General features: G+C 46.0%; 23 protein-coding genes and 1 other RNA gene. 19 read left to right on the top strand and 5 right to left on the bottom strand.

The genetic code is table 11. The features are described 5' to 3' along the window. The 14 genes from Q1V85_RS10570 to Q1V85_RS10635 all read left to right on the top strand — a co-directional run bounded on the left by Q1V85_RS10570 (position 1) and on the right by Q1V85_RS10635 (position 15,847). Entirely contained in the window at positions 1-570 is a 570-nt protein-coding gene (locus Q1V85_RS10570) for a 5-formyltetrahydrofolate cyclo-ligase (protein ID WP_300599680.1), read from the top strand. Beyond that, positions 560-1,630, top strand: coding sequence for a tetraacyldisaccharide 4'-kinase (gene lpxK, locus Q1V85_RS10575; RefSeq protein ID WP_300599681.1), 1,071 nt, complete (start codon positions 560-562; stop codon positions 1,628-1,630). The genes Q1V85_RS10570 and lpxK overlap by 11 nt, the downstream gene beginning before the upstream one ends. Before the next feature lie 4 nt (positions 1,631-1,634). Continuing rightward, the gene (gene rnr, locus Q1V85_RS10580; RefSeq protein ID WP_300599683.1) at positions 1,635-3,641 is read left to right on the top strand and encodes a ribonuclease R; all 2,007 of its coding nucleotides are present in this window, start codon (positions 1,635-1,637) and stop codon (positions 3,639-3,641) included. Between the two features lie 347 nt (positions 3,642-3,988). After that, positions 3,989-4,957, top strand: coding sequence for a polyprenyl synthetase family protein (locus Q1V85_RS10585; protein ID WP_300599685.1), 969 nt, complete (start codon positions 3,989-3,991; stop codon positions 4,955-4,957). Between the two features lie 57 nt (positions 4,958-5,014). Beyond that, positions 5,015-6,709: an amino acid permease gene (locus Q1V85_RS10590; protein WP_300599687.1), complete on the top strand. Its 1,695-nt coding sequence runs from the start codon at positions 5,015-5,017 to the stop codon at positions 6,707-6,709. 125 nt (positions 6,710-6,834) lie between these two features. Beyond that, positions 6,835-7,857: a Smr/MutS family protein gene (locus tag Q1V85_RS10595; RefSeq protein WP_300599688.1), complete on the top strand. Its 1,023-nt coding sequence runs from the start codon at positions 6,835-6,837 to the stop codon at positions 7,855-7,857. 72 nt (positions 7,858-7,929) lie between these two features. Continuing rightward, an RNA gene (rnpB, locus tag Q1V85_RS10600) (RNase P RNA component class A) lies at positions 7,930-8,356 on the top strand. 98 nt (positions 8,357-8,454) lie between these two features. Next, positions 8,455-9,612 carry an esterase-like activity of phytase family protein gene (locus Q1V85_RS10605; protein ID WP_300599690.1) on the top strand — a complete coding sequence of 386 codons (1,158 nt, stop codon included), beginning with the start codon at positions 8,455-8,457 and terminating at the stop codon, positions 9,610-9,612. 2 nt (positions 9,613-9,614) lie between these two features. After that, positions 9,615-10,439 (top strand): SGNH/GDSL hydrolase family protein, encoded by an 825-nt coding sequence (locus Q1V85_RS10610; RefSeq protein ID WP_300599692.1) that lies wholly within the window; start codon positions 9,615-9,617, stop codon positions 10,437-10,439. A gap of 85 nt (positions 10,440-10,524) precedes the next feature. Further along, the gene (locus Q1V85_RS10615; protein ID WP_300599694.1) at positions 10,525-11,388 is read left to right on the top strand and encodes an SPFH domain-containing protein; all 864 of its coding nucleotides are present in this window, start codon (positions 10,525-10,527) and stop codon (positions 11,386-11,388) included. A 10-nt stretch (positions 11,389-11,398) separates the two neighbouring features. Then, complete coding sequence (locus Q1V85_RS10620; protein WP_300599696.1) at positions 11,399-11,596, top strand: Arc family DNA binding domain-containing protein; 198 nt, start codon at positions 11,399-11,401, stop codon at positions 11,594-11,596. Positions 11,597-11,686: 90 nt separating this feature from the next. Continuing rightward, complete coding sequence (locus Q1V85_RS10625; protein ID WP_300599698.1) at positions 11,687-12,901, top strand: tetratricopeptide repeat protein; 1,215 nt, start codon at positions 11,687-11,689, stop codon at positions 12,899-12,901. A gap of 118 nt (positions 12,902-13,019) precedes the next feature. After that, a complete protein-coding gene (locus Q1V85_RS10630; protein WP_300599700.1) occupies positions 13,020-15,470 on the top strand; it encodes a penicillin acylase family protein in 2,451 nt (816 codons plus the stop codon). 26 nt (positions 15,471-15,496) lie between these two features. Further along, on the top strand, positions 15,497-15,847 hold the full coding sequence (locus Q1V85_RS10635; protein ID WP_300599701.1) for a hypothetical protein: 351 nt from the start codon (positions 15,497-15,499) through the stop codon (positions 15,845-15,847). 354 nt (positions 15,848-16,201) lie between these two features. On the opposite strand, the gene Q1V85_RS10640 is transcribed toward Q1V85_RS10635, so the two are convergent. Genes Q1V85_RS10640 through Q1V85_RS10655 form a run of 4 tightly spaced genes read right to left on the bottom strand, consistent with a single transcriptional unit; the run spans position 16,202 to position 20,715 of the window. Beyond that, positions 16,202-17,410 carry a M56 family metallopeptidase gene (locus tag Q1V85_RS10640; protein WP_300599703.1) on the bottom strand — a complete coding sequence of 403 codons (1,209 nt, stop codon included), beginning with the start codon at positions 17,408-17,410 and terminating at the stop codon, positions 16,202-16,204. Positions 17,411-17,421: 11 nt separating this feature from the next. Further along, positions 17,422-18,858 carry a M56 family metallopeptidase gene (locus Q1V85_RS10645; RefSeq protein WP_300599706.1) on the bottom strand — a complete coding sequence of 479 codons (1,437 nt, stop codon included), beginning with the start codon at positions 18,856-18,858 and terminating at the stop codon, positions 17,422-17,424. Positions 18,859-18,874: 16 nt separating this feature from the next. Then, on the bottom strand, positions 18,875-20,341 hold the full coding sequence (locus tag Q1V85_RS10650) for a M56 family metallopeptidase (RefSeq protein WP_300599708.1): 1,467 nt from the start codon (positions 20,339-20,341) through the stop codon (positions 18,875-18,877). A 5-nt stretch (positions 20,342-20,346) separates the two neighbouring features. Continuing rightward, complete coding sequence (locus Q1V85_RS10655; RefSeq protein ID WP_300599710.1) at positions 20,347-20,715, bottom strand: BlaI/MecI/CopY family transcriptional regulator; 369 nt, start codon at positions 20,713-20,715, stop codon at positions 20,347-20,349. Positions 20,716-20,934: 219 nt separating this feature from the next. On the opposite strand from Q1V85_RS10655, the gene Q1V85_RS10660 reads away from it, so the two are divergent. Beyond that, complete coding sequence (locus Q1V85_RS10660; RefSeq protein WP_300599712.1) at positions 20,935-21,963, top strand: rhodanese-related sulfurtransferase; 1,029 nt, start codon at positions 20,935-20,937, stop codon at positions 21,961-21,963. An 89-nt stretch (positions 21,964-22,052) separates the two neighbouring features. Continuing rightward, positions 22,053-22,238 carry a hypothetical protein gene (locus Q1V85_RS10665; RefSeq protein ID WP_300599713.1) on the top strand — a complete coding sequence of 62 codons (186 nt, stop codon included), beginning with the start codon at positions 22,053-22,055 and terminating at the stop codon, positions 22,236-22,238. Between the two features lie 75 nt (positions 22,239-22,313). Here Q1V85_RS10665 and Q1V85_RS10670 read toward each other — a convergent pair whose 3' ends face one another. After that, a complete protein-coding gene (locus Q1V85_RS10670) occupies positions 22,314-22,733 on the bottom strand; it encodes a nucleoside-diphosphate kinase (RefSeq protein ID WP_300599715.1) in 420 nt (139 codons plus the stop codon). Positions 22,734-22,816: 83 nt separating this feature from the next. Between Q1V85_RS10670 and Q1V85_RS10675 the strand changes: the two genes are divergently transcribed. The 3 genes from Q1V85_RS10675 to Q1V85_RS10685 all read left to right on the top strand — a co-directional run bounded on the left by Q1V85_RS10675 (position 22,817) and on the right by Q1V85_RS10685 (position 26,015). Further along, on the top strand, positions 22,817-23,824 hold the full coding sequence (locus Q1V85_RS10675; protein ID WP_300599717.1) for a DHH family phosphoesterase: 1,008 nt from the start codon (positions 22,817-22,819) through the stop codon (positions 23,822-23,824). Positions 23,825-23,842: 18 nt separating this feature from the next. Beyond that, positions 23,843-24,904, top strand: coding sequence for an FKBP-type peptidyl-prolyl cis-trans isomerase (locus Q1V85_RS10680; protein ID WP_300599719.1), 1,062 nt, complete (start codon positions 23,843-23,845; stop codon positions 24,902-24,904). A gap of 118 nt (positions 24,905-25,022) precedes the next feature. Beyond that, entirely contained in the window at positions 25,023-26,015 is a 993-nt protein-coding gene (locus Q1V85_RS10685) for an FKBP-type peptidyl-prolyl cis-trans isomerase (protein WP_300599720.1), read from the top strand. The last annotated feature ends 89 nt before the right edge of the window (positions 26,016-26,104 follow it).

Consider the following 26,104-nt stretch of genomic DNA (forward strand, 5'->3'; position numbering starts at 1 on the left):
ATGCTAAAGTCCGAAGCAAGAACAGCATATTTGCAGCAACGTGCCCAGATTACTTTAAAACAACAGGCAATATGGGATGATCTGTTATTGATCAACCTCCAACAACTGTCCATGCCACCTCTGCATGCTGTATTCAGCTATGCCGCCATTGAACGGCGTAAGGAGATCAGTACCGATGCCATCTTAAGTTATCTTGAATTCCGGAATCCCGGTCTGCAGATTGCTTACCCGGTTTATGACGCACGGTCTTCGTTGATGGAAGCCGTTTGGGTGGATGAAAACACGTTGTTCAGCGTGAACGAATTTGGCATCAGCGAACCAACGGATGGTAGGGTGGCACAACCCCGGGAACTGGACCTGGTCTTTGTGCCGTTACTGTGCTTTGATGAGCGGGGATACCGCGTAGGGTATGGGAAGGGCGTATATGACCGCTACCTGAAAGAAGTGCGACCGGATGCGCTGCTGGTGGGGTTAAGTTATTTTGAACCTGTGCCCCTGATCGCAGATACCGATAAATTTGACGTACCTTTAAACTATTGTATTACGCCGCAAGGGATTTATGAGTTTTAAGAACATTATCAAAAAGAAATATAAGTTACTGTTACCCGTTTCATGGCTGTATGTTGCCGGCGTTCGTCTTTTTAGTTTTTTGTACGATTCGGGGTTAAAAAAAAGCTGGTCTTACCCGCTTCCGGTGATCTGCATCGGGAACCTTTCTGTGGGCGGTACGGGCAAGTCGCCCATGGTTGAATATATCGTGCGGCTGCTGAAGGACCGTTACCGGATAGCAACTGTCAGCCGTGGATATGGCCGCAAAACCAGGGGATTCCTGGTTGCGGATGATCAAACAACGGCCGCAATGATCGGAGACGAACCCATGCAGTTTCATGCGAAATTTCCGGAGATCACCGTGGCGGTGGCAGAAAAAAGAACAACGGCGATTGACGCACTGCTTCAAAACGAAAAGCCGGAGGTGATCCTGCTCGATGATGCGTTTCAGCATCGTGCTGTTACCGCCGGGCTCAACATCCTGCTTACAGCGTATGATAACCGGTTTCCCGGAGACTATTACCTGCCCGCCGGACAGCTCCGGGATCTGAAGTCGCACTATAAAGGAGCCGGTTGTATTGTGGTAACCAAGTGCCCCGCTTTCTTGCCGGAACAGGAACAGCAAGCCATCCTGCAGGAAATAAATCCGCAGCCCGGACAGCAGGTGCTTTTTGCAACACTGGAATACGGAGTTATGTATCCGGCTTTTGGAGAGAAACAGCGGGTGCCGGATGGTATCAGCACCTTGCTGTTGTTAACAGGTATCGCCAATCCGGAGCCGTTGAAGGAAGAGTTGCTGCAATATAAAAAAGAGATCCGGACCTTTTATTTTGAAGACCATTACGAGTTCCGGCAGGCAGATATTGACCGGCTGCTGCTTGAATACACGGCCTTTAAAGACGGTACGGCTGCATTTATTACAACGGAAAAAGACAGTGTACGACTGCTTCCATTTAAAGCACAGTTGGCGCAGGTAGCATTGTTTGTGTTGCCGGTGCGTCATTGCTTTTTATTGGACGGGAGCAAAAAATTTGATACCTTGATCGGGAATTTTATTCAAAACTTTGAAAAACCGCATTGATTTTATGGCGAAAAAAATAAAGAAGAAAAAAAATAAATCATCTTCTGGAGGCGAGCAATTGCTCAAAGGAACCCTGGAAGTAACAAAATCCGGGAGAGGGTTTGTCATCGTTCCCGGTCAGGAAGAAGATGTATTGGTCCGTCCGGAAGACCTGCGCAATGCGATGGACGGGGATGTGGTACGGGTAAAATTAACTTCCGGTTATGATACAAAACTCAAGGGCAAGATCATGGAAGTGGTGCAGCGTAACCGTACGGAGTTTATCGGTACGCTTCAGCTGAACAGGGGATTTGGCTTTGTGCTGGGCGATAAAGAAAAAGGATTGCCGGATATTTATATAGCAGAAGAGCACCTGAACGGAGCGTTGAACGGACAAAAAGTGGTGGCGAAAATGCTGCGCTGGGAAAAAGAAGATAAGCGACCGGTAGGAGCGATTGTTTCCATACTGGATGAAGCGCAGGCGGGGGATATTGCCATGAAAGAAACCCTGCTTGAAAAAGGGTTCTCATTGTCGTTCCCGGATGAAGCCATGGAAGTGGCCAACCGCATTCCGGATGCTATTACGAAGGAGGACCTGGCAAAACGGAAAGACATCCGCAATATTCTCACCTTTACCATCGACCCCGAAGATGCCAAAGATTTCGATGATGCCATTTCGTTCCGCATATTGAAAAATGGCAACTACGAAGTAGGCGTGCATATCGCCGATGTAAGTCATTATGTGGTTCCCGGTACGGCACTGGATGATGAAGCGTACCTGCGGGCTACTTCGGTGTACCTGCCAGACAGGGTAAACCCGATGTTGCCGGAACATATCTCCAATGTGCTGTGCTCATTAAGGCCGGACGAGGATAAGCTTACCTTTTCAGCCATCTTCCAGATGAATGAAAAAGCAGAGGTGAAACAATACTGGCTGGGGAAAACAGTGATCCGTTCGAAACGGCGGTTTACGTATGAGGAGGCGCAGGCGATCATTGAAACCGGACAGGGAGATCATGCGGAGGTGATCGGGTTGGTAAATAAACTATCCCAGCGGCTGCGTCAGAACCGCTTTGATGAAGGCGCCATCAATTTTAACTCCACTGAAGTACGCTTTAAACTGGATGCGAATGGGGTGCCTACCGGTATTGTATTAAAAGTAAGTAAAGAAGCGCATCAACTCATTGAGGAACTGATGCTGCTGGCCAACAAATACGTAGCGGAAACCGCTTCAAAAGTAAAGATCAATAATAAAACACTGCCATTTCCTTACCGGATCCATGATACGCCGGATGAGGAAAAGTTATTGCCCTTTGTAGCTTTTGCCCATAAGTTTGGGTACAAATTTGATATTTCCAGTGCTGAAACCATTGCGGCTTCTTTTGATAAATTATTAAAAGACATCAAAGGCCGGCCGGAAGAAGCGGTATTGCAGCAGCTGGGCATCCGCACCATGGCCAAGGCCAAATACACATCTTCCAATATTGGTCACTACGGACTTGGATTTGAAAATTACTGTCATTTTACGTCGCCCATACGCCGGTACCCGGATATTATGGTACACCGCATCCTGCTGGAGATCCTGGAAGACAAGGCTAAAATAGATAAGAAGCTCGAAGAAAAATGTAAGCATTGCAGCGAACGCGAACGGGCCGCCATGGAGGCGGAGCGCAGCGCCAACAAATACAAACAGGTAGAGTATATGCAACAGTTTGTAGGGGAAGAATTTGACGCGATTGTGAGTGGCGTTTCCAAATTTGGCTTCTGGGCAGAAACCGTTGATCATTTGTGTGAGGGCATGGTTGGTATGACCAGTCTTGCAGAATATGATTCATTTAAGCATTCCGAAGCCGATTATGCCATTGTAGGCATGCGCACCGGCATTAAGTTTACGATGGGCGATAAGGTACGCATACAGGTGGTGGCTGCCAATCTTGAAAAACGCTATCTCGATTATCATTGGGTAAAACCCGAATTGCTGGATACACCTGCAAAGGGCAGCCGGACAAAAAAGAAAAAGCAGGCTCCCTAAAGGGCCCTCCGGAATCGGAGGAATATTGTTCCGTATATCCGGGAGATAGTGTGAAGGTCGTTCACTTGCCGTGCCGATAGTTATCGGAATTGTTCCGGCATCTAAAATGCACACCGATCAATCGGTTTTGATCCGCCATAGCGGATCAAAACCGCAACACCGTATAAAGCGACTTTTGAACAGCCTTTTTTCATTTGGCAGGTTGCTGTTTTTTAAAAGCATAAAAAGATTTTTGGATAAAGGGCGCATTGCGATGGTTCATAGGAGAACGGGTAATACGAATGCTTGAGGACTTAAACAGGCTGTGAAAAACGGCTTTTTTGAGCAAGAACCATTATTTTTGAGCCATGCATACATTCGAAGAATTATCGGCTTTATTTTCCGAAACATTTGAAAAAACACATTTTCCGCAGGAACCGCATACCTTATACGAACCCAACAATTATTTTTTATCGATGGGCGGTAAACGGCTGCGCCCGGTGCTTTGCCTCATGGCGAACGAATTATTTGGAGAAATACACCCCGACGCCTGGAATGCTGCCACAGCCATTGAGTTGTTTCACAACTTTACATTGATCCATGATGATATTATGGATAAAGCGCCATTGCGCCGCGGACATCAGACCGTACATACCAAATACAATGAAAGTACGGCCATTCTTGCAGGGGACGTAATGATGATCCGGGCTTACGAATATATATCCCGGGTTGATGTTGCACTGGTACAGCGGATCCTGGAGCTGTTTAATCATACGGCCGTTGCGGTTTGCGAAGGGCAGCAGCTGGATATGGATTTTGAGGAGCGGGGAGATGTAACCATGGAAGAATACCTGGGGATGATCACCAAAAAAACCTCCGTGCTGCTGGCAGCCAGTTTACAGATGGGCGGTATCCTGGGAGGCGGAAGCTATGGCAACCTGGATCTTTTGTACCAGGCAGGGAAAAAGATCGGACTGGCCTTCCAGGTTCAGGACGATTACCTGGATGCTTTTGGAGACCCCGAGAAATTTGGTAAACAGGCGGGAGGCGATATCCTGGCCAACAAAAAAACATTCCTGCTGATAAAGGCGCTGGGTGAGGTTAAGGATGCCCAAAAAAAAGAAGAACTGGATGGGCTGCTGGCGGGCAATGATGCCGACAAAGTGGACCGCGTACTGAAGATATACAAGGATTGCAGGATTGACGACTGGGCGCTTGAGCTCAAACACCGTTTCTTAAATGAGGCCCTGCAGCATTTTGATGATATGGCGGTGGTATCAAAAAGAAAGATCCCCTTGAAAGAGCTGGCTCAGCAACTGGTGAAACGAGAAAATTAGACGAATAAATTACATAAATCCATCATTTTATAATATTTTCACTAAAATTCATCATAGATGGGGGGCTCGCTCTTTCGAAAAAAAAAGATAGAAAACATTATTGCTGAGCCAGAAGAACAGCAGCACGGCCTTAATAAAATACTAACTGTAAAAGATCTTACCTTCCTGGGAATTGCCGCAGTGGTTGGTGCCGGTATTTTTTCAACGATCGGGAGTGCGGCCTACCATGGTGGTCCGGGCGTATCCCTGTTATTTATTATTACGGCCGTGACCTGTGGCTTTTCGGCCCTGTGCTATGCTGAATTTGCCAGCCGGGTACCGGTATCGGGGAGCGCATATACGTATTCTTATGTGAGTTTTGGTGAAATTGTTGCCTGGGTAATTGGGTGGGCACTTATTTTAGAATACGCAATCGGCAATATTGTAGTAGCTATATCCTGGAGTGGTTATTTTAATAACCTGTTGGTTCATGTATTTCATATCCACCTGCCAGATTGGCTATTAGTCGATCCCGAAACGGCAATCAATGCTTATCACGGTGCAGTGAAAGCACTGGCTGAAGGTACCGCCGGGCTTACACCGGAGGACTTGAAAAATCATCAGTTTGCGATCGAAGCATACAACGCTGCGCCAAAGATTGGGACGATGCCTGTATTCCTGAATCTTCCTGCCTTTATTGTTACTGCGCTTATTACCTGGCTTGCGTACATTGGTATAAAGGAAAGCAAGCAATCTGCTAATTTTATGGTGATGTTTAAGATTGCGGTGATCATCTTTATTATCATTGTCGGTGCCTTTTTTGTAGATACGAATAATTGGACGCCTTTTCTGCCCAACCGCTTTGAGGGCGTATTGAAAGGTGTTTCCGCAGTTTTTTATGCGTACATTGGTTTTGATGCAATTTCTACAACAGCGGAAGAATGCAGGAATCCGCAGCGCGACCTGCCGCGGAGTATGATTTACTCATTGCTGATCTGCACGGTGCTGTATATTGCGGTGGCGCTGGTGCTGACAGGAATCGAAAATTATGCATCCTTTAAAAATGTTTCCGACCCCTTGGCCTTTGTATTCGAAAAAAGGGCGCCCTGGGTAGAAAAAATTGTTTCTGTTAGTGCTGTGGTAGCCACAACATCCGTATTGCTGGTGTTTCAGATCGGCCAGCCAAGAATCTGGATGAGCATGAGCAGGGATGGGTTATTGCCCCGGATCTTCCAGAAGATCCATCCCCGGTACAAGACGCCGTCCTTTTCTACCCTGTTAACGGGTGTGATTGTGGGGATAGGCGCTTTATTTCTGGAAAGCAGTCTGGTAACTGATTTAACAAGTATCGGAACCTTATTCGCATTTATCCTGGTTTGCGGCGGATTGCTGCTCCTTCCTCCGGTTAGCAAAGAAGCTGGTAAATTCAGGATCCCGTATTTGAATGGCCGTTATATCATTCCGGTATTGCTGCTATTATTTATTTACCTGTTCCGGGAACGGACCGTTCAATCGTTCCGCAATATTGGCAATGAAGGTTACCAGGAGATCCTGTTTTTATTATTCCTTGTTACGGCTACGGTCATTACCATTAAAACAATGCTCCGGAAATACTCATTTGTGCCGGTAATGGGTGTATTATCCTGTCTCTATTTGCTGACAGAAATTCCTGCTATCAGCTGGTTGTGGTTTTTTGTATGGATGGCCATCGGGTTGGTGATCTATTTCTTATATGGATACCGTAAAAGTAACCTGGCAAAAAAACCGGGCTGATATTTTGTATACCCCTATATGAAAAGTAGTAATACATTAACAACGCGGCTTTTTTTTCACTGGCGTTGAGCATTCTTGTTTAACGCGCCTGCATTTTGATAAGCGTACGCAACGTATATTTGCTTGTGAAATATCAGATAGGCGATAAAGTTTTGATCCTGCATTCAGACGAAGAAGGGATCATCGTTGATTTTATAAACGATAAAATGGTGATGGTGGATGTGCGCGGGGTAAAGTTCCCGGTATACCTGGACCAGATCGATTTTCCATATTTTAAGAATTTTACCCAAAAGAAAAAGCAGCCACAGGCGCCGCCCCGGAAATTTGTCGACGATCTCAAAAAAGAAAAGCAGGTACCTGAAAAACAAGAAGATGGTGTTTGGCTGAACTTTTTGCCGGTTTCAGATACCGATGAGTTTGGGGATGAAGTGGTGGAACTGCTGAAAGTACACCTCGTTAATAATACGAGAACGCCCTATCAGTTTAAATATGCCCTGGGCTTTTTTGGCGATCCGGAATTTGAATTGAAGAATACCGTACAGCCGTTCCAGAGTTTTTACATCCATGATGTTCCTTTTGAAGACATGAGCGATAGCCCATCTTTTGAGTTTGAGTTTTCGCTGGTACAGCCCAATAAACAAAAGGCAACACATTTTGAAACCTCCGTTAAAATAAAGCCCAAACAACTTTTTGCGAAGATCGAAGAACTGCGGCAGAAGAACCTGGCTACATTTTCGTATAAATTGTTTGATACCTACCCGGATAAAGCCCCGGAGGCGGATCCGATGGAAGTATCGCTCAGCAAACTGGGCGAAAAATTTAAAGTGTACAACGCAAAGGAGGCGCGTAAGCACCTGGAGCCCGCCCGTAGTGTGGTGGATCTGCACATTGAAAAGCTAACGGATAATGCCGCGCGCATGGATAATTTTGAAATGCTCACCCTGCAGCTGGACACTTTTGAAAAATTTTACAACCTGGCTGTAGCCCATATGCAGCCTATGCTTACGATCATTCATGGGGTAGGCACCGGCCGGCTCCGGGATGAAATTCATGATGCATTGCGACTGAAAAAGGAGGTGAGTTACTTTGTAAATCAATACCATCCCTCTTATGGCTATGGAGCTACGGAGATCCATTTTAAATATTAAGAGTAGCGGCCGGGCATATCCTGGAAAAGGTACCGGTTTTGCATTCTGAATTTTACGTTTTAACTTTGCAGCGTTACAAGCCGGGTTATCGCCTTTCGCATTGCGATGGGAGGAAAGTCTGGACAGCACAGAGCAATACACCGGTGAATAGCCGGGTGTTTCGCCCCGGGCGGAACAACAGATAGTGCCACAGAAAATAACTGTCCTGCCCCTGGTGGGATGAGGGTGAAAATGTGAGGTAAGAGCTCACGGTGTTTGATAGTAATGTTGAACACGGGTAAACCTTGTATGCTGAAATACCATGTAAATCCTGCTTTTTAAAACGATCCCGTTTTAAAATGTGAGCGGCTCGTTTACAATTCCGTTCCGGTAATTATCGAAACGGAATGGCAGGAAGGGTAGGTAGATGGATTCATTGAGGTAACTCTTTGAACAGATAAATGATAACCATTCCGTCTCAGGCGGAATACAGAATCCGGCTTACAGGCTTGTAACATTTTTTTCTGCATCGGGAAATGCCGGGCTGATCATCTGACCGCTGTTTTATGCCTATTCGGCATACCTGGTTAAAAAACTTTAGCTTTGTATTTTAAAGATATGAAGCGTAGTATCCTCTCTGTTTTTATCTTCCTGGTAACCGGATGTGCTGTACAACGGAACGCCACTGCTCCTTTGCCAGATCCGGCTGCATCCCTGTCGATATCGCAGCTGAAATTTCTCGATGAATATGAGATCCCTTTTGATCTGCAATATAAAGATACCTGGGTAGGCGGTTTGTCGGGCATTGATTACGACCGGGCGCATGACCGGTATTTTATCATCAGCGATGAACGGTCGGCCACGAGCCCCTCCCGGTTTTACACTGCCGCCATCAAAATAGCCAACAATAAAATCGATACGGTTTTCTTTACAGACATGCAAACCCTGAAAATGGCCAACGGGAAGACCTTCCCTTCCTTAAAGGAGGGCGCACAGGAAGCCGCGGATCCGGAATCCATTCGTTTTAATCCCCGCACCAACCGGCTGGTATGGTCCAGCGAGGGCGACCGGGCAGCACGCAATGGTGTAATCAATATTAAAGACCCCTGGGTATGGGAAATGGATCTGGAAGGCCATTATCTGGATAGCTTTGCACTGCCTTCAAATATGCATGTGCATACAACAGAAAAAGGCCCGCGGGTAAACGGGGTGTTCGAAGGGCTGAGCTTTGCAAACGATTACCGGAATCTTTTTGTAAGTGTAGAAGAACCTTTGTATGAAGATGGTCCCCGGGCAGATGTAGATTATGCCGGCGCCCCTGTACGGATCCTGAAATATGATGCCGTATCCCGAAAGCCCATTGCACAATATGCCTATTTGCTGGATGCTGTGGCGCGCAAGCCCAACCCGGCAACGGCATTCAGGGTAAATGGTATTTCAGAGATCATGGCCATAGACGCGCACCGGCTGCTGGTGATGGAACGTTCATTTTCGATGGGAAATTCATATTGCACCATCAAAATTTATGAAGCCGATCTTCATGGGGCAACGGATGTATCTGAAAAAAGCGGGCTGCATACCGATAAAACCTATCAGCCGGCCTCAAAAAAACTATTACTGAATATGAACGACCTGGGCCGGTATATCGATAACGTGGAGGGCATTACCCTGGGGCCGCAACTACCCAACGGGCATCATTCCCTGTTGCTGATTGCCGACAATAATTTTAGTAAAGAGGAAAAAACACAGGTATTCCTGTTTGAAATCATTCCATAAAAATGAAGAAGCGAACGATTGTACTGCTGTTCTTTTTACTGCTGGCAAGTGGGTTTAAAAAGAAGGAAATAAAGTGGGTGGCCATTGGCGATAGTATCACCTATCTGAATGAGCATCCGGATGAAACCGGAAACCGCGTTACCAGTGGCTATATGACCCTGGTAACGCAACAACTGCCTTTTGTACATTACGTCAATAAAGGCTATAATGGATGGACGGCGGGGCGTATCGCGTCCAATTTTGATTCGTTATATATTCCCCATGCGGATGTGTATACCATACTGTTGGGAACGAATGACTGGTGGCAGGGCCGGCCTATCGGCTCCATGAATGATTATAAAACGGCTTCCGGTGATGGTACCATTTACGGCTCGTTCCGGATCATTATAAGCCGGCTGCGTGCCATCAATACCAATGCCCGTATCATCCTGATGACGCCATTGCAGCGGACCGATTTTGTATACCTGTTTAATATGAAAAACAATGCCTGGGGTTCTTACAAAGATAAAAATGGGCAGTCGCTGAAGCAGGTGGCCGCCGCTATAAAGCAGATTGCAGCAGTGGAAGGACTGGAATGTATCGATCTGTACAATGATCCAAAGCTAAAAGAAAAAGAGCTGGTGCGTTTTAAATACCTGAAAGATCCCGGCACCGGTAAATACCGGAATTACAAATATCCTGGTTTTCAAAAAATTCCCTTTAACCCCGAAACTGATGCCTACCCGTATCCGGAAGCAGCGATCGGCCTAACGTATGATGGCCTGCATCCTTCCGATAAGGGAAACCGGATCATCGCAGAACGGATCGCAGCGCTGCTGTCGAAATAACCGTAAACCATCTCCAAAAATAAATTTTGAACCGATGGGATTCCTTTATATCTTTATGATATTATTTTAATATCAAATTAAAACTATGGAGAAATCATTAAAACCCATGTCCGGCTACCTGGCATTGGTAATTGCAATTGCATTGACCGGAATTGGTATCTACCTGCTTGTAAATGCGGAACACCAGGCTCCGTGGATCGTTGCCGGCGTTTTGCTCATACTGCTGAGCTTGTTTTTCTTAAAAGGACTGATGATTATACAGCCCAACCATTCGAGGGTGTTAAACTTTTTTGGGAAGTATGTGGGCTCTGTTAAAGAGAACGGTTTGTTTTTTGTAAACCCCCTCTACGGCAGCTACAAGCTCAGTTTGCGGTACCAGAACTTCCAGGGGCAAACCCTAAAGGTGAATGATAAAATGGGGAACCCCATTGAGATCGGAGCGGTGATCGTTTGGCGGGTAGGCGATACCTATAAAGCGGCTTACCAGGTAGCCAATTATATCGATTATGTACGTACCCAAAGTGAGGCAGCGGTGCGCCACCTGGCAGTAAGCTTTCCTTATGATACCATGGAAGATGAACAGGCGGAAATTACGCTCCGCGACGGCGGTGAGCGGGTAAACAAGATCCTTGAGCAGGAGCTGGCAGAACGGCTGGAACCGGCAGGGATCCTGATACAGGAAGCACGCATCAGTCACCTGGCCTATGCTCCCGAAATAGCAGGCGCCATGCTGCAGCGGCAGCAGGCTACTGCAATTGTGGCCGCCCGGATCAAAATTGTGGAGGGTGCGGTTGGAATGGTGGACCTGGCATTAAAAAAGCTATCAGCAGAAAATATTGTGCAGCTGGATGACGAACGGAAGGCGGCGATGGTAAGCAACCTGATGGTAGTGCTTTGCGGTGAAAAAGCAGCAACGCCGGTATTGAACGCCGGAACATTGTATCAATAAAAATGGGATCTTGAAAGACAAGAAGAGCTTTGTATTGCGCATCGATCAGGCCGCTTACGATTTGCTGGAAAAGTGGGCCGGAGATGAATTCAGAAGTGTTAACGGGCAGATCGAATACCTGTTGCAACGCGCGCTGATCGAATCGGGCAGAAGGAAACCAAAGGGGCAGGAGGAGGCGCCGGTAAAAAGCAGGAAACCACAGGGGTGATATTTTATGAAGGGTTGATTTTTGCTGCTTTATAAAATAAACGCTAATTTGTAGAAGGAATAAGAACGCTGCTCGATCACCAAAAAACCAATGATGAAACAATGGACCAACCTGTTGGCAGCTGCCGGCTGTATCATAGCAACGCTAACGGTTGCTGCGCAGGAAAATAATCCGTATATAAAAGGCCGGGAGGCATTGAACAAAAAGGATTATGCAGGAGCCATAAGGATCTATTCGGAAGCCATAAAGCAAAAACCGGTTGATACACTCTACCTCTTTTTAAGCGATGCATACACCAGATCGGGAGGTGGTGAAGAGGCAGATAAAAAGGCCATGGAAGCAGTAAACAAGGCTATTGAATTGAACCCGGGTTATGCAGATGCATTTTTTCATCGGGGAGGTATCAGCGTTGCAAGAAATCCGCAAGCGGGCTTTAACGACTATTCCAGGGCAATTGAGCTGAATCCGCATTATACTATGGCGTATGTGATGCGCAGCTGGCTTTATGTGCTTGTGGGCCGGCCGGATGCCGCACTTATCGATGCCAATAAAGCGGTTGCGCTGAATGATAAGGACACGGCTGCCTGTTTGAACCGGGGTATGATTTACGCATCGCTGGAACAGTACGATGCGATCATTGAGGATTTTACAAGACTGATCGGGCTCTATCCTCAATCTTCCGGCTGCTACAAAATGCGGGGCGGTGCGTATTACTTTAAAATGAACTATAAGGCAGCACTCAAAGATTTTGATAGCGCCATAACATTGAATCCTGATGAACGGGATGTATACAATAACCGGGCGGCTGTTTACTATGCTCAAAAAGAGTATGGGCACGCCATCGATGATCTTGCAAAAGACATTGCATTAAATCCTCAAAGTGATGGAGGATACCAGACAAGGGGAAAGGTTTACGCAGAGCTGAAGCAATATGAACCGGCGCTAAATGATTATACCCGGGCCATTGCCCTGAATCCAGGAAATGCCCGCGCATGGTATGGCAGGGGAATCGTATACCGGGAATCAGGAAAAAAGGAGGAAAGCATTGCGGATCTGAGAAAGGCCGTTTCAATAGCGCCCCATAAACACGAGGATTATGTGTTGCGCGGTGACAGTTATGCAGCATTGAATGAATATGAACCTGCGCTGAAAGATTATGCTACAGCAATTGAACTGTATCCAAAAGAAATAAAAGCCTATGAAAGCCGTGAAAAATTGTACCGGAAAATAGGCAATAAGGAGGCTGCTGAAGCGGATCTGCAAAAAGCAAAAGAACTGAAAGCTAAAACAATGGGCGGGGAATAAACCTTTAGTAATGGCTCATTGCCGGAATAGTCCGGAACCACTGCTGTAAATACGGTTCAACCGGAGCACAAACAAAAATTGGTTTTTAATCCTTAACTTGCTGATACAAGGTCTATTTATGAGAGTGATTCCCTTCCTGTTCACTGCTGCCATTACCCTGCTGCTGGTATACCTGCTAAACCGGCCATTGGGTGAAAAAGTGCCCATGCCTGTTGGAAATTTCTTAAGCCCGCAATCGGGTTTCTGGCAAAATGCGGAAGACACTGCTGCCTGTTTTGATGCCGATCTTTCATTTCCGGAGCTAAAAGGAAAAGCGGAAGTGTATTTTGATGAACGCCTGGTGCCCCATGTATTTGCAGAAAATGATGAAGACCTTTATTTTGTACAGGGATACCTCCATGCAAAGTTCCGGCTGTTTCAAATGGACCTGCAAACAAAAGCGGCAGAAGGCCGGGTGAGTGAGATCGCAGGGCCGAAGGCAATCAATTACGACCGCGAACAGCGGCGGATGGGCATGAAGTTCGCAGCAGAGAATTCGCTGCAGGCGATGGAAAAGGATCCGAAGGCGCATGCGGTGTATACGGCCTATACGGCGGGTATTAATGCTTATATCCATTCACTGAAGAAAAGCGATCTTCCGCTGGAATACAAGATCCTGAATGTTGAGCCGGAAGAGTGGACCAATTTAAGAACGGCACTGCTGCTGAAAATGATGGCCAAGATGCTGGCCTCCGGAACGGAGAAAGATCTGGCCTATTCGCGGTTGCACCAGGTTTTTTCAACCCGGCAGATCAAAATGTTGTATCCACAGGTGCCGGATTCCCTGAAGCCCATTGTGCCACCGGGCACTGCTTTTGCCAAACCGGCAATCGCTCCTGCAATGCCGGGCGATGCAGATTCGGCCTATTTTAAGGAGGCGCAGCCGGTATCCGCTTTTGAAGAGCATACTCCAGACCGGGATAACGGGAGCAATAACTGGGTGGTGGCTGGTAGTAAAACGGCCAGCAATGTACCCATACTGGCCAACGACCCGCACCTGGAATTATCCCTGCCTTCTATCTGGTACGAAATGCAGCTGAGTACTCCGCAAAGCAAAACCTATGGGGCTACCCTGCCCGGAAGTCCGTATGTGATCATTGGTTTTAACGACAATATTGCCTGGGGGGTAACCAATGCACAGCGGGATGTAAAAGATTATTATACAATCCGGTTTAAAGACAGCCGGCGGAATGCGTACTGGTTCGAAGGTCAGTGGAAGCCGGCGCAGCAGCGGATCGAAGCCATTAAAGTAAAAGGTGCAGCCACCGTTTATGACACGGTTGCGTATACCGTTTTTGGTCCGGTAATGTATGACGAAAGCTTCCGGGATACGCTCACAAAACAAAACGGACTGGCCGTTAAATGGATGGCGCATCATACCGGTGATGATGGAAACACGTTCTACCTGCTGAACCGTGCAAAAAATTATGACGACTACGTAAATGCGATCCGTTTTTTTGAATGCCCGGGACAGAATTTTGTGTTCGCCTCCAAGTCCGGCACCATCGCACTTTGGCAACAGGGACGGTTCCCGGCGAGATGGAAGGACCAGGGTATGTACGTAATGCCCGGAACGGATAAGCGGTATGACTGGCAGGCGGATATTCCACAAGCGGAGAACCCACATGCAGTAGATCCTGCGCGGGGTTATTTGTTCAGCGCGAACCAGCGTCCGGCAGATAGCACTTATCCATATTATATCCCCGGTGCTTATATTACGCCAAGAGCCGGTGCTATTGATCTGTATCTGCGCTCGATGAATCATATCACTCCCGCAGATATGATGAAACTGCAGAACAACTATTTTAATATTATGGCTCGGGATATGGTGCCGCTGTTGCTTAACTATACAGATACGGACCAACTGAGCCCTGGTGCAAAAAAATGTTATGACCAGGTGAAGAACTGGGATCTTTTTGCAGGCCCGCTTTCTGTAGGGCAAACCATCTATCAAACATGGATGGACTCGCTTTCCATCAATATCTGGCAGGATGAGCTGGCCAGGGCCGGTTTCAAAGTAGAATTGCCGGCAGAGGAAACTTTGATGGAGTTGCTGAAAAAAGATTCAACGGTGATGGGGTATGTAGATAATATTAATACACCGGAACAGGAAACGATACAAATGCAGGTGACGGATGCACTTAATAAAACGGCGGTGATGATGGCCGGAGTTGAAAAAGAAGACAGGGCCGCATGGGCAAAATTTAAAGACGTAAGCGTTTATCATTTGCTGAAGGATGCGCTTTTGCCCTTTGCACATACGGGTTTGAATGTTGGAGGATGGGGCAATATCATCAACGCGGTTAAAAAAAGTCATGGACCCAGCTGGCGCATGGTGGTACAGTTGAGTACGCCAACCGAGGCGTACGGTGTATATCCCGGTGGGCAAAGCGGAAATCCCGGAAGCCGTTTTTATGACAATGCGATCGATACCTGGGTTACTGGTAACTATTACCGGTTATGGATGATGAATAAAGATGAGCAGGGGGATACCCGGGTGAAATGGCGGATGAATTTTGTAAAACAATAATAGTACCTGTTTTAATAGATATGAGCATGAAGATTTTTGTTAGCGTTATTACCATTGGTGTATTATCGTATATCTCCGGTATATATCTACCCTGGTGGGGGATAGCCGTTGCCGGCTTCGCCGTAGCAGTATTATTGCGGCAAAAGCCCGCTCATTCTTTTTGGTCGGGTTTTATCGCTGTGTTCCTGCTTTGGCTGTTCCTGGCCTGGCGCATTAATACAGCTAATGACGGCATTCTTGCCGGGCGCATCGGGCTGTTGCTGGGCATTGGCAAAAGCCCCGTATTACTGGCTGTTATTACCGGGGTCATCGGTGGCCTGGTAACAGGAATGGCGTCGCTCAGCGGTTCTTATCTGCGTCAGCAAAGGAAAAAGTGATCAGATCGCAGGCGTGCCCATTCCTGCAGGAATGCATCTTTTTTACAGCCGTTATATTGCACGGATTAACACGATTGGATTTTTATAAGGAACCGGTATCAAAAGTATCTTATAAATTTATGCCCGGTCAATGAGGGCACTGCCCCTGGCGCAGGTTGAGGCTATGGGTTCTCCATAAACCATTTAAGAGAACCGCCATTTTAATAAAATAGATACCGGTCTATTAATAAATGTTCCAAAAGTCGCAACTTTTGTATTGGATCAGGTTGGTACAAATCTAAAAAAACGGAGAAGCTTTTAATAAAAAAGGATGTCCCAATTTTGAGACATCCCGTGTTTTATTGAACCGTTATGCTATCCTTCTGTAATCTGGAAGGTGATGGGCTGTTTCCGGTAAGCTTTTACCGGCTTACCATCGGCCATTGCGGGTTTCCATTTTCCGGATTGCTGAAGCACTCTTAAAGCTTCGGCTCCCATACCGTATCCGGGATCCTGTAACAACCGGGCATCACTGACTGTGCCGTCCACGTCAACAACAAACTGCATGATCACTTTGTAATTTCCCGGGCCCGCACCATTTTCCACAGGCACTTCACCTTTTAGGTTTGTAGTAAGAAAATGAATCCAGTTTCCTTGGTAACTGGCTTCAATATCCGGTTTTGATAGCGCAGAAGAAGATGGGAGCACATCTTTTTTTTGACAGCTGATGATAAAGAAGATGGCCGTAGCAATAAATAACGGAACGGCGATCCATTTGTTGTAGCTGTTTTTTGAAGTAGATTTTTTTGTCAGCATGGTAATTCTTCGTTTAAATTGGTGATTAAAAAAGGGGTTTATAAGTGCGTGGCGTTTTTGAACGATGGCCTGGTTAACCAGGTAGGTTGCATATTCCAGCTCATCAGTTTGCCGGGCGGCGTAATCGTCGGCCGCAAATTCGTGTACAGCGCTGAGTTCGGCCTTCAGTATCCAGTAAAAAGGATTGATCCAGACAACGGCCGTAATGACTTCAGCGATTAATACATCCAGGCTATGAAACTGGCGGATATGGCAAAGTTCATGTTGCAGGATGTTTTCGGCATCGGAGGGCTCCTTTTCCGGATTCCGGAACAGCCATTGAAAAAAAGAAAACGGAGCGCGCGGATCTTTTGTGTAAATGACGGTAATGCCATCTTTCTTTTTAACTGTACATTGCCTGCGCAGTTTTAACAGGCGACTCACTCCCAGGAATAACTTCAGCAGGAAGTAAACGGAGCCGCTAAGCAGTATGGCCCATAGAACCGGTTCCCATGGAAAAATGGATTTACCTGCTGCTACTGTTACTTCCGGAAGCAACAGCGCATTATATTTTACCAATGCCTGTAATCCAATGCCAGAATCTTTTGTAAGTGAAATATAATAGGGAACCCTGATAAAAGGAATGAGGATACTCAATAGTAAACTGGCCAGCAAAAAGAACCGGTTAAACTGATGTTGTCGCCTGTTTTTTAGAAAGAGCAGGTAATAGCCATAAAGAATGCCCGAGCACAGGAACAGTTGTAGCAAATAGATGACAATCGTCTTCATAAAACGGTTATTTAATTAGTTACCTGGAACGTGATGGGCTGTTTCCGGAAGGCTTTTACCGGTTCTCCGTTCATCATGGCCGGCTTCCATTTGCCGGATAGTTTGATCGCCCGCACGGCTTCGTTACCCATGCCAAATCCGGGATCTTTTATGGCTTTTACATCACTGACATTACCTTCGACGTCTACGATAAACTGAACAATGGTCTGGTAGTTGCCTGGTGCTGCCCCGTTTTCCACTGGAACTTCGCCCCGGAGATTGGATGTCAGGTAATGAAGCCAGTTACCCGGATACCGGGCGTCCTGGTCGACTTTTGAGTAAATGTCAGGCTTATCGTCCTTTACTACAACCGGCGGCGTAAAGCGCTTTCCTTCTTTGACTTCCACGTCTTTCACAATTTTGGGTGGAGTGAATCGTACTGCTTTTTTTGTTTGCCCGGAGTCGCCGGAGGGGGCAGCGGTTGTTGTGCCTTGGGAGGCTGCCGGCGGTAGTGCAGGAGTGCTATCCGTGGTAGCAACGGCCGGAAGCGGTGTTTGGGATTCGGCGGTCTGCTTCGGTTGTTGGTCGGCTGACTGGCAGCTAACCATAAATAAGGTGGCAGCAAGGAGGAATAACGGCAATACCATCCATTGCCGTAATGCATAATGGCGGTGGTGATCTGTATTTGTTAACATCGTAATTCTTCTTTTTAGTTGGTTATTATAAAACGGGTGCACGAGTTTTTGTTTGATGTGGATGGCTTCGGTAACCAGGAGTGCCGCGTATTCAAACTCATCCGCATCACTGGCAGCAAAGGCATCGGCGGCAAATTCATGAACCGCTTTCAGTTCATTTTTCATCAGCCAGAAAAAGGGATTCATCCATGCCAGCGCGGTAACGACCTCTGTAAACAGTATATCTGCGCTGTGCCATTCGCGAATGTGATGATATTCGTGCCGCAATATCTTTTTGCCATTTTCGGAGTATTCATCCACACTGCGCGTCCAGAAAAGCCAGTTAAAAAAAGAATAGGGGGCAGAAGGATCCTGCGTTTCAATAATGGTGATCGAATGCCATTGCTGAATCGCACTGTTCATGCGCTTTTTTACAAGTGTAATGATACCTGCGGCAATTTTTATCAGAAAGAAAAGGACAATGCTTATATAAAGCAGGTACCAGATCTGGATACTATCGATTCCGGAAGATTGCCGGGAAGAGATGACCACTTCGGGCAGCAGCAGCTCATTGTATTTTACCAGGGTCTGGATGCTAATGCTGCTCTCTTTTGTTAATGAAACATAGAACGGCACTTTAATAAACGGCACGGCTATGCTGAGGACAAAGGTGCTGAGTAAAAACAAACGGTTAAACCGGTGTAATTTCCTGTTCTTGAGAAAAAGCAGGTAGTAGGCGTAAAGCAAACCGGAGCACAAGAATAGCTGCAGCAAATAAATGGCAATTGTTTTCATACCGCGTCAGGTTTAATCAGGATACATTAAAGGTTATGGGTTGCTTCCGGTAAGCTTTCACTACCCGCTTATTTTGAATGGCGGGGTTCCATTTCCCCGAAAGCTGGATTACCCGTTTTGCTTCAAAACCAAAGTCATAACCAGGATCCGTAACGAGTTTTATATCGCTAATGATGCCGTCCTGGTCCACAATAAATTGTACGATGGCGGTATAGGTTCCGGCAGGTACATTATTTTTTTCCGGGAACCGGAGATTCGCCTGCAGGAAACGCTTCCAGGCTTCCGGGCCTCCGGGGAATGTGGCATCGTATTCTACTTTAGTGAAGATCTCCTGCGGCCGTTCCGGGTTGCGGACAGGTATGTCTGCAAAAGGAAGCAGAACCGTAATGGGATTTTCGGTCAATGGCAATTGAAGCGATGGGCTGGGTTGAGCAACAATGTTATCTTCTATGACAGCCACGCTTCCGGTTGGTTGAACAGCTGTTTTGGGCTGTTTCAGGATCTTTGACGGCTGCATTGTCTGGGATGCTGTACCTGCAGGCCGGTTGCGGAACGTTTCCCCGATGATTTGCGGTACAGGCGGGGCAAAGGAGATCGCCGAAACGGCCTTTTTTACTGGTTCAAAGGAAAAGAGCAATAATGCAATCGCAACAACAGGTAATACCATGCCTTTTTTCAGGTGGGGAAAGGCAGACTGCTGGTTTTGGGTAAGCATTGCAATTCTCCGCTTCAGATCGGTATTAAAAAAAGGCGTCATGAGCGGGTGGTGGGCAGCTCCCAACGAATGGCGTACTAACAGCTGCGCATAACTAAACCGGTCTGTGGAGCGGGTTACATGCCGGTCTGCCAGAAATTCGTGCAGGGTGTTCAGTTCTCTTTTTACCAGGAAAAAAACCGGGTTGAACCAGCAGCAGATACACAACAGTTCGATAAAGAACAAATCCCAGCTATGTTTTTGTTTTATATGATAGCCTTCATGCCGGAAGATCTGTTGTCCCTGCGCTGAATGGATCCTGAGTGCAGGGTTCCAGAACAGCCAGTTGAAAAACGAAAACGGGGCCTGGGGATGATCCGACCAGAATAACCGGATCTGGCCAATGCGTTTACCGGCCTGGCCCTTTCTTAATTTCAGTACACTCCGGTATGCAATAAAAAGCCGCAGGCTGAGCAGGATGGAGATTCCGGCATAGAGCCCGGTGCATCCATATTGTAAGAAAAAAGCCGGCTTGCTGCTTTTAGAAATCACTACTTCATCAAGTGCAACCGATGTTGGGTTGAAGCGCTGCCAGCTTTGCAAAACCGTATTCATGCGGCTTTCTGTTAGCAGCGGCAGCTTTAGCAAGGGCAAACAAAAACTAAGCAAAACGATGCCCAAAAGAAAAAAACGGTTGTATTGGTGAAACCGCTCATTTCTCAGAAAGCAATAATAGTAGCCAAACAAAATGACCGAACAGGCAACCATTTGTACCAGGTAGGGAAACATCGCTTTTATTTTTTTGATTGCTGACGCTTGATCTGTTCCAGTAACTGTTCGAGCTCTTCAATGCTCAGGTTGTTTTCCTTTACCATAAATGATACAACATTGCTGAAGGAGCCCTCAAAATACCCTTTTACAATCTGCCGCATGGTTTTTTTGGAATAGTCCTCTTTGCTTACTGCCGGCACATACTGGTGCTGCCTTCCAAACACATTTACCGTAACGAATTCTTTTTCTACCAGTATTTTCAGGATAGTGGCAACCGTATTCTGATGGGGTTTGGGAGGTGCTAACAGTTCGAGGATCTCCCGTAAGAACATCGGTCCCTGCTGCCACAACGCCTGCATGATCTGTTCTTCGGCTTTTGTAAGTTGTTTCATGAAATCACATTTTGAAGCAAGGTAAAACTAATTATTTAGTTTTACAACTATTTTTTTAGTTTTACCTTGTGTTTGACGCAAAGGCCATGAAATACAAGCGTTTTGATTTGTGTGGCTGGCCAAAAACCTGTACTTTTGCGGTGAAATTTGGTGCAGCCTGTAACTGCCCAATTAAAATTTTAATTATCACGGTACCCGTGGTTCAAATTTCAAAACACTATGGCATTGCACAACCGCATATCACGGAAGGAGCTAAAAGAGCGCATTTTAAGAGATACTACACCACGTACCACCATCTCTTTTTATTGTTATTTCAAAATAGAGGACCCTGTTGCCTTCCGCAATACGCTTTATAAATCGTTTGCTGCTATTGGTGTACTGGGGCGTATTTATATTGCTTCTGAAGGGATTAACGCCCAAATAAGTGTACCTGCAGACAACCTGGAGCAGCTCCGGTCCGTCTTAGGCCAAACACCGGCATTGGACGGGCTTCGTTTGAACATCGCGGTAGACGATGATGGAAAATCGTTTTATGTGCTGGATATAAAAGTACGTGAGAAGATCGTTGCAGATGGCATCGACGACCCGGATTTTGACATGTCTAAAAAAGGGAAATATGTAGATGCCGGAGCCTTTAACAATTTAACAAATGATCCGGAAACGATCGTGATCGACATGAGGAATCACTATGAGTTTGAGGTCGGACATTTTGAAAATGCCATGGAGATCCCCAGCGATACGTTTCGTGATCAGTTGCCGATGGCGGTGGATATGATGCAGGAACACATGGATAAAAATATTATTATGTACTGCACAGGAGGCATTCGTTGCGAAAAGGCTTCCGCTTACATGCTTCACCGGGGATTTAAGAATGTATACCACCTGGAAGGCGGAATCATCAATTATGTGAACCAGATCAAAGAAAAAAATCTGGCAAACAAATTTCATGGCAAGAATTTTGTTTTTGATCAGCGATTGGGTGAACGGGTAACAGAGGAAATCATCGCTTCCTGCCATCAATGTGGCAAGCCTGCAGACACACATGTAAATTGTGTCAATGATGCCTGTCACCTGTTGTTTATTCAATGTGAGGAGTGCAGGAAAAAGTATGACAACTGTTGCAGTACAGAATGTCAGGAGTTTATACACCTTCCGGAAGCGCAGCAAAAGGAAATGCGGAAGGGAATCGATCTGGGGCGGAATGTATTCAATAAATCCCGATCGCGGCTGAAGGACTTAATAAAATAATAATGGTAGAATGGCAGGTTCCGTGGTTTTTTTAACTACCTTGCCATTCAGCCCTTTATTCGAAGTTAACTATATTAAAAACCGGTTTTATGAAACGCTTACTATCTATTCTATTACTGATCTTTCTTACATCAGTGCCCTCTCTTTTATTCATTGCCAATCACCGTATGCAGGAAGAAGAAAAAATGGCAACGTACCATCCCGTTCATCAAAGAGGATTGTCGCAAAATGTGGTTTTATCCTCAACAGTCATTTCCGTACCGGAAGTGCGATAGGGATGTGGCAAAGAGCATTAAAAAGCCGGCTTCTTACAGGAGCCGGCTTTTTCATTATGGAATAGATCCCATTTATTATAATACTCTTTCCAGTCCGCTAAAGAAGAAATCGCCTTCAATTTTGGCATTTTCATCACTGTCGCTGCCATGAACGGCGTTTTCGCCCAGTGAAGTAGCATATAATTTACGGATCGTGCCTTCTGCTGCCTTTGCAGGATCAGTGGCGCCGATCAGTTCACGGAATGCGGCCACAGCATTTTCTTTTTCCAGGATGGCAGCTACAATGGGACCGCTGCTCATGAATTCCACCAGTTCCCCGTAAAAAGGGCGCTCTTTGTGCACTGCATAAAACTCACCGGCTTTATCTGCCGATAACCGGGTTACTTTTAATGCAACGATTTTATAGCCCTCTTTAATAAAACGATCAATAATTACGCCTGCATGCCCGTTTTTCATAGCATCTGGCTTGATCATAGTAAAAGTACGATTACTCATTTTAAGATTTAATTTAATTTGGCCGGCAAATTTAGGAAAAATCCTCCACTCCAAATCATAGATTTACCTATTTTTGCGCCTCATTGAAACCAATAACAGACATATTTCCTATTTTAAGACAGCCGGCTAAAGTGGTGATTACCATGCACCAAAAGCCGGATGCGGATGCTATGGGGTCTTCCCTGGGTTTAGCGCACTATCTTAAAAAGCTGGGACACACGATTACAGTAGTATCGCCTACCAACTGGGCGCCATGGCTAAACTGGATGCCGGGGGCCGCTGATGTACTGAACTACGATAAGGAACGGGACAAGGCACAGGCGGCGCTTGCAGAAGCAACCTGGCTGTTTTGCCTGGATTTTAATATTTTTCATCGCACCAAGAATTTTGAACAGGACCTGTACAAAGCGCAATGTTTAAAGGTATTGATCGATCATCACCGGGAGCCGGATGTCAATTCATTTGATTTTGGCATCAGTAACCCGGCAAAGAGCTCTACCTGCGAAATGATCTTTGACCTGATCCTGGCAGCAGGCGATGAAAATATGCTGGATAAAGAGATGAGTTCCTGCCTGTACGCCGGGCTTATAGCCGATACCGGTTCCTTCCGGTTCGATGCTACTACACCTGCAGTACACTACATGGCCGCCCGTTTGATGGAGCAGGGAATCCGGCACACCGAAATTCATAGTTTGCTGTTTGATAATTTCCTGGAAAACCGGCTGCGTTTTATGGGCCACGTGTTTTCGCACCGCCTTGAATTTTTCTATGAATACAATACGGCACTGATCGCGATCCCCAAATATGATTTGCTGAAGTATGAAATAAAGACCGGGGATACAGAAGGGCTGGTGAACTTTCCGTTGTCTGTACAGGGCATTAAGCTGGCGGCCCTGGTCATTGACCGGGAAGAGGAGCGGAAATGGAGTTTTCGCAGCAAGGATAATTTTGATTGCAATACATTTGCCCGTACCTACTTTAACGGAGGCGGACATTTTAATGCCTCTGGTGGCGGATCAAAAGACAGCCTGCAGGAAACGGTAAGTAAGTTTAAACAGGCATTGAAAGAGAACGAGCATTTATTACAATAATTTAATACAAAAGCAACAATGAAACGATTCAGAAGCATAGGGCTGTTTTTTTTTACAGCGATTACCTTTGCGGCTTGTAAAAATACAGAGTTTAAGACCTCGCCCAGCGGGCTTAAGTATGCAATAGTTAGCGGAGATGGTAAGGACAGTGCTGCAGAGGGAAACGTACTGAAGTTAAATATGGTGGTGCGGCTTAGTGGACATAAAGACTCTCTTCTGGCAGATACTTATGGAAAGATGCCTTTCTATTCGGCGGTTCATATACTTCCGCAGGGGCAGGCCGTATATGATCCATCGGAGTTGTTTCCCAAGCTTAAAAAGGGTGACAGCTTAATTGTGCAGATTTATGTGGATTCTGCGATTCAAAAAGGTATGCTTCCTGAAGGACAATTGCCTCCGTATTTGAAAAAAGGCGATAAGATTACCTATACATATAAGGTTTTGGAGCTCTTCAAGTCAGATAGTATTGCACGGGCCGATTATCAGAAGGAAATGATCAAAAACGCTCCACGTCAGCAAAAGGAACAAGAAGAAAAGCTGCTGAAAATGAAGCAGGAGCGGGATGCGGAATGGAAAGCAGAAGAATCCGCATTGGAACAATCCGGAGCGAAAGCCAAGCAAATAGCATTGGTGGAGGATTATCTAAAGAAAAAAGGAATTAACGCCAGCAAAACTTCATTGGGTGAATTTGTTAAAATAGACAATCCCGGAACGGGAGCCCAGGTGGTGGATGGTAAATATATAACGGTTAAATATACCGGGAAAAAGATCCTGAATGACAGCACATTTGAAGGCCCCAGCTCATTTACCACCAAACTGGGTATTGGCGGTATCATCCGGGGACTTGAAGATGGATTGAAACAATTCAAGCAAGGTGGAAAAGGAACTGTTTATATACCCGGTTACCTGGCTTATGGCAAAATGCCGCCCCAGGGTGCACCTTTTGAAGAATATGAGCCCTTGTTCTTCCAGGTTGAAATTACCGGAATAAGCGACAGCTTGCCTGCTCCTCAAATGCCACCGCTGCCATCGCCGGCTCCAACAGAAAAACAAACGCCCGCTGAAAAGGGAAAAAAGTAATTTTTAAAAAAACGATCCAAACTGGCTGTCTTTATTGTTGAATGAGACAGCCAGTTTGGCGTAACAGTTTTCTTTTATGCCAGGCAAAAAAGCATAGTAAAAATAATATAATAGAAACATGAAACAACTACAAATAATTGGTCTGTTCCTTCTTACGGCAGTGGCTTTTACTGCCTGCAAGAATACGGAGTTTAAAACTACTTCCAGCGGACTAAAATATAAGATCTTTGGGAGTGAGGGCAAAGACACATTAACAGATGCCTCTGTATTAAAGATGAATATGACCGTGAAAGTTAGCGGCCATAAGGATACAGTATTGGCGGATACCTATGGGAAACTTCCTTTTTTTACCGGGGCACGTCCTTATCCGCCCAACCAACCTATTTACGATCCTGCTGAGGTATTCAAATTTTTGAAAAAAGGCGATAGCCTGGTGGCTATCGTATACATCGATTCTGCCATAAAGAAGGGCATGTTGCCGGAGGCACAGATGCCTCCTTATTTCAAAAAAGGCGACCAGATTATTTATACTTATAAAGTGCTGGATGTATTTAACAACGATAGCCTGGCACGTAAAGACTATCAGGCGGAGATTGAAAAAATGCAAAAAAACGAGGAGCTGGCTCTGGAGAAATCCGGTGAAAAGGCAAAGCAGACAGCAGAAGTGGAGAATTATCTGAAAGGCAAAAACATTAGTGCGGTAAAAACGCCATTAGGGGCTTTTGTAAAAATAGAAAATCCTGGTACCGGTGCGCCTGTTGCTGATAAGAAATTTGTTTCTGTAAAGTACACGGGCAAAAAAGTGTTGAACGACAGTACATTTGAAGGTCCGAACTCTTTTACCACCCAAATTGGGGTAAACGGATCTATACGTGGATTTGAAGATGGGTTGCGGCAGTTTAAACAAGGCGGAAAAGGAGTGATATATATCCCGGGATTTCTTGCTTATGGTAAAACACCACCCCCCGGATCGCCGTTTAAAGAATTTGAGCCATTGTATTTTGAGGTAGAAATTACAGAAGTAAGTGATACTATGCCTCAGCCAAAGGCTATGCCGGCAACTCAATTGCCCGTGGAAAAACTTCCGGCCGCAAAAGAAAAGAAAAAGTAATAATCGATGAAAACGGTTTAAACAGTTGCTGAGATCAAGCTTGTTTACAAATGTCGTTTTCGTTGTATGGAGCAACGTAATATCTGAAT

Origin of the sequence: Niabella sp., from assembly GCF_030150205.1 — a bacterium.
Classification (GTDB): domain Bacteria; phylum Bacteroidota; class Bacteroidia; order Chitinophagales; family Chitinophagaceae; genus Niabella.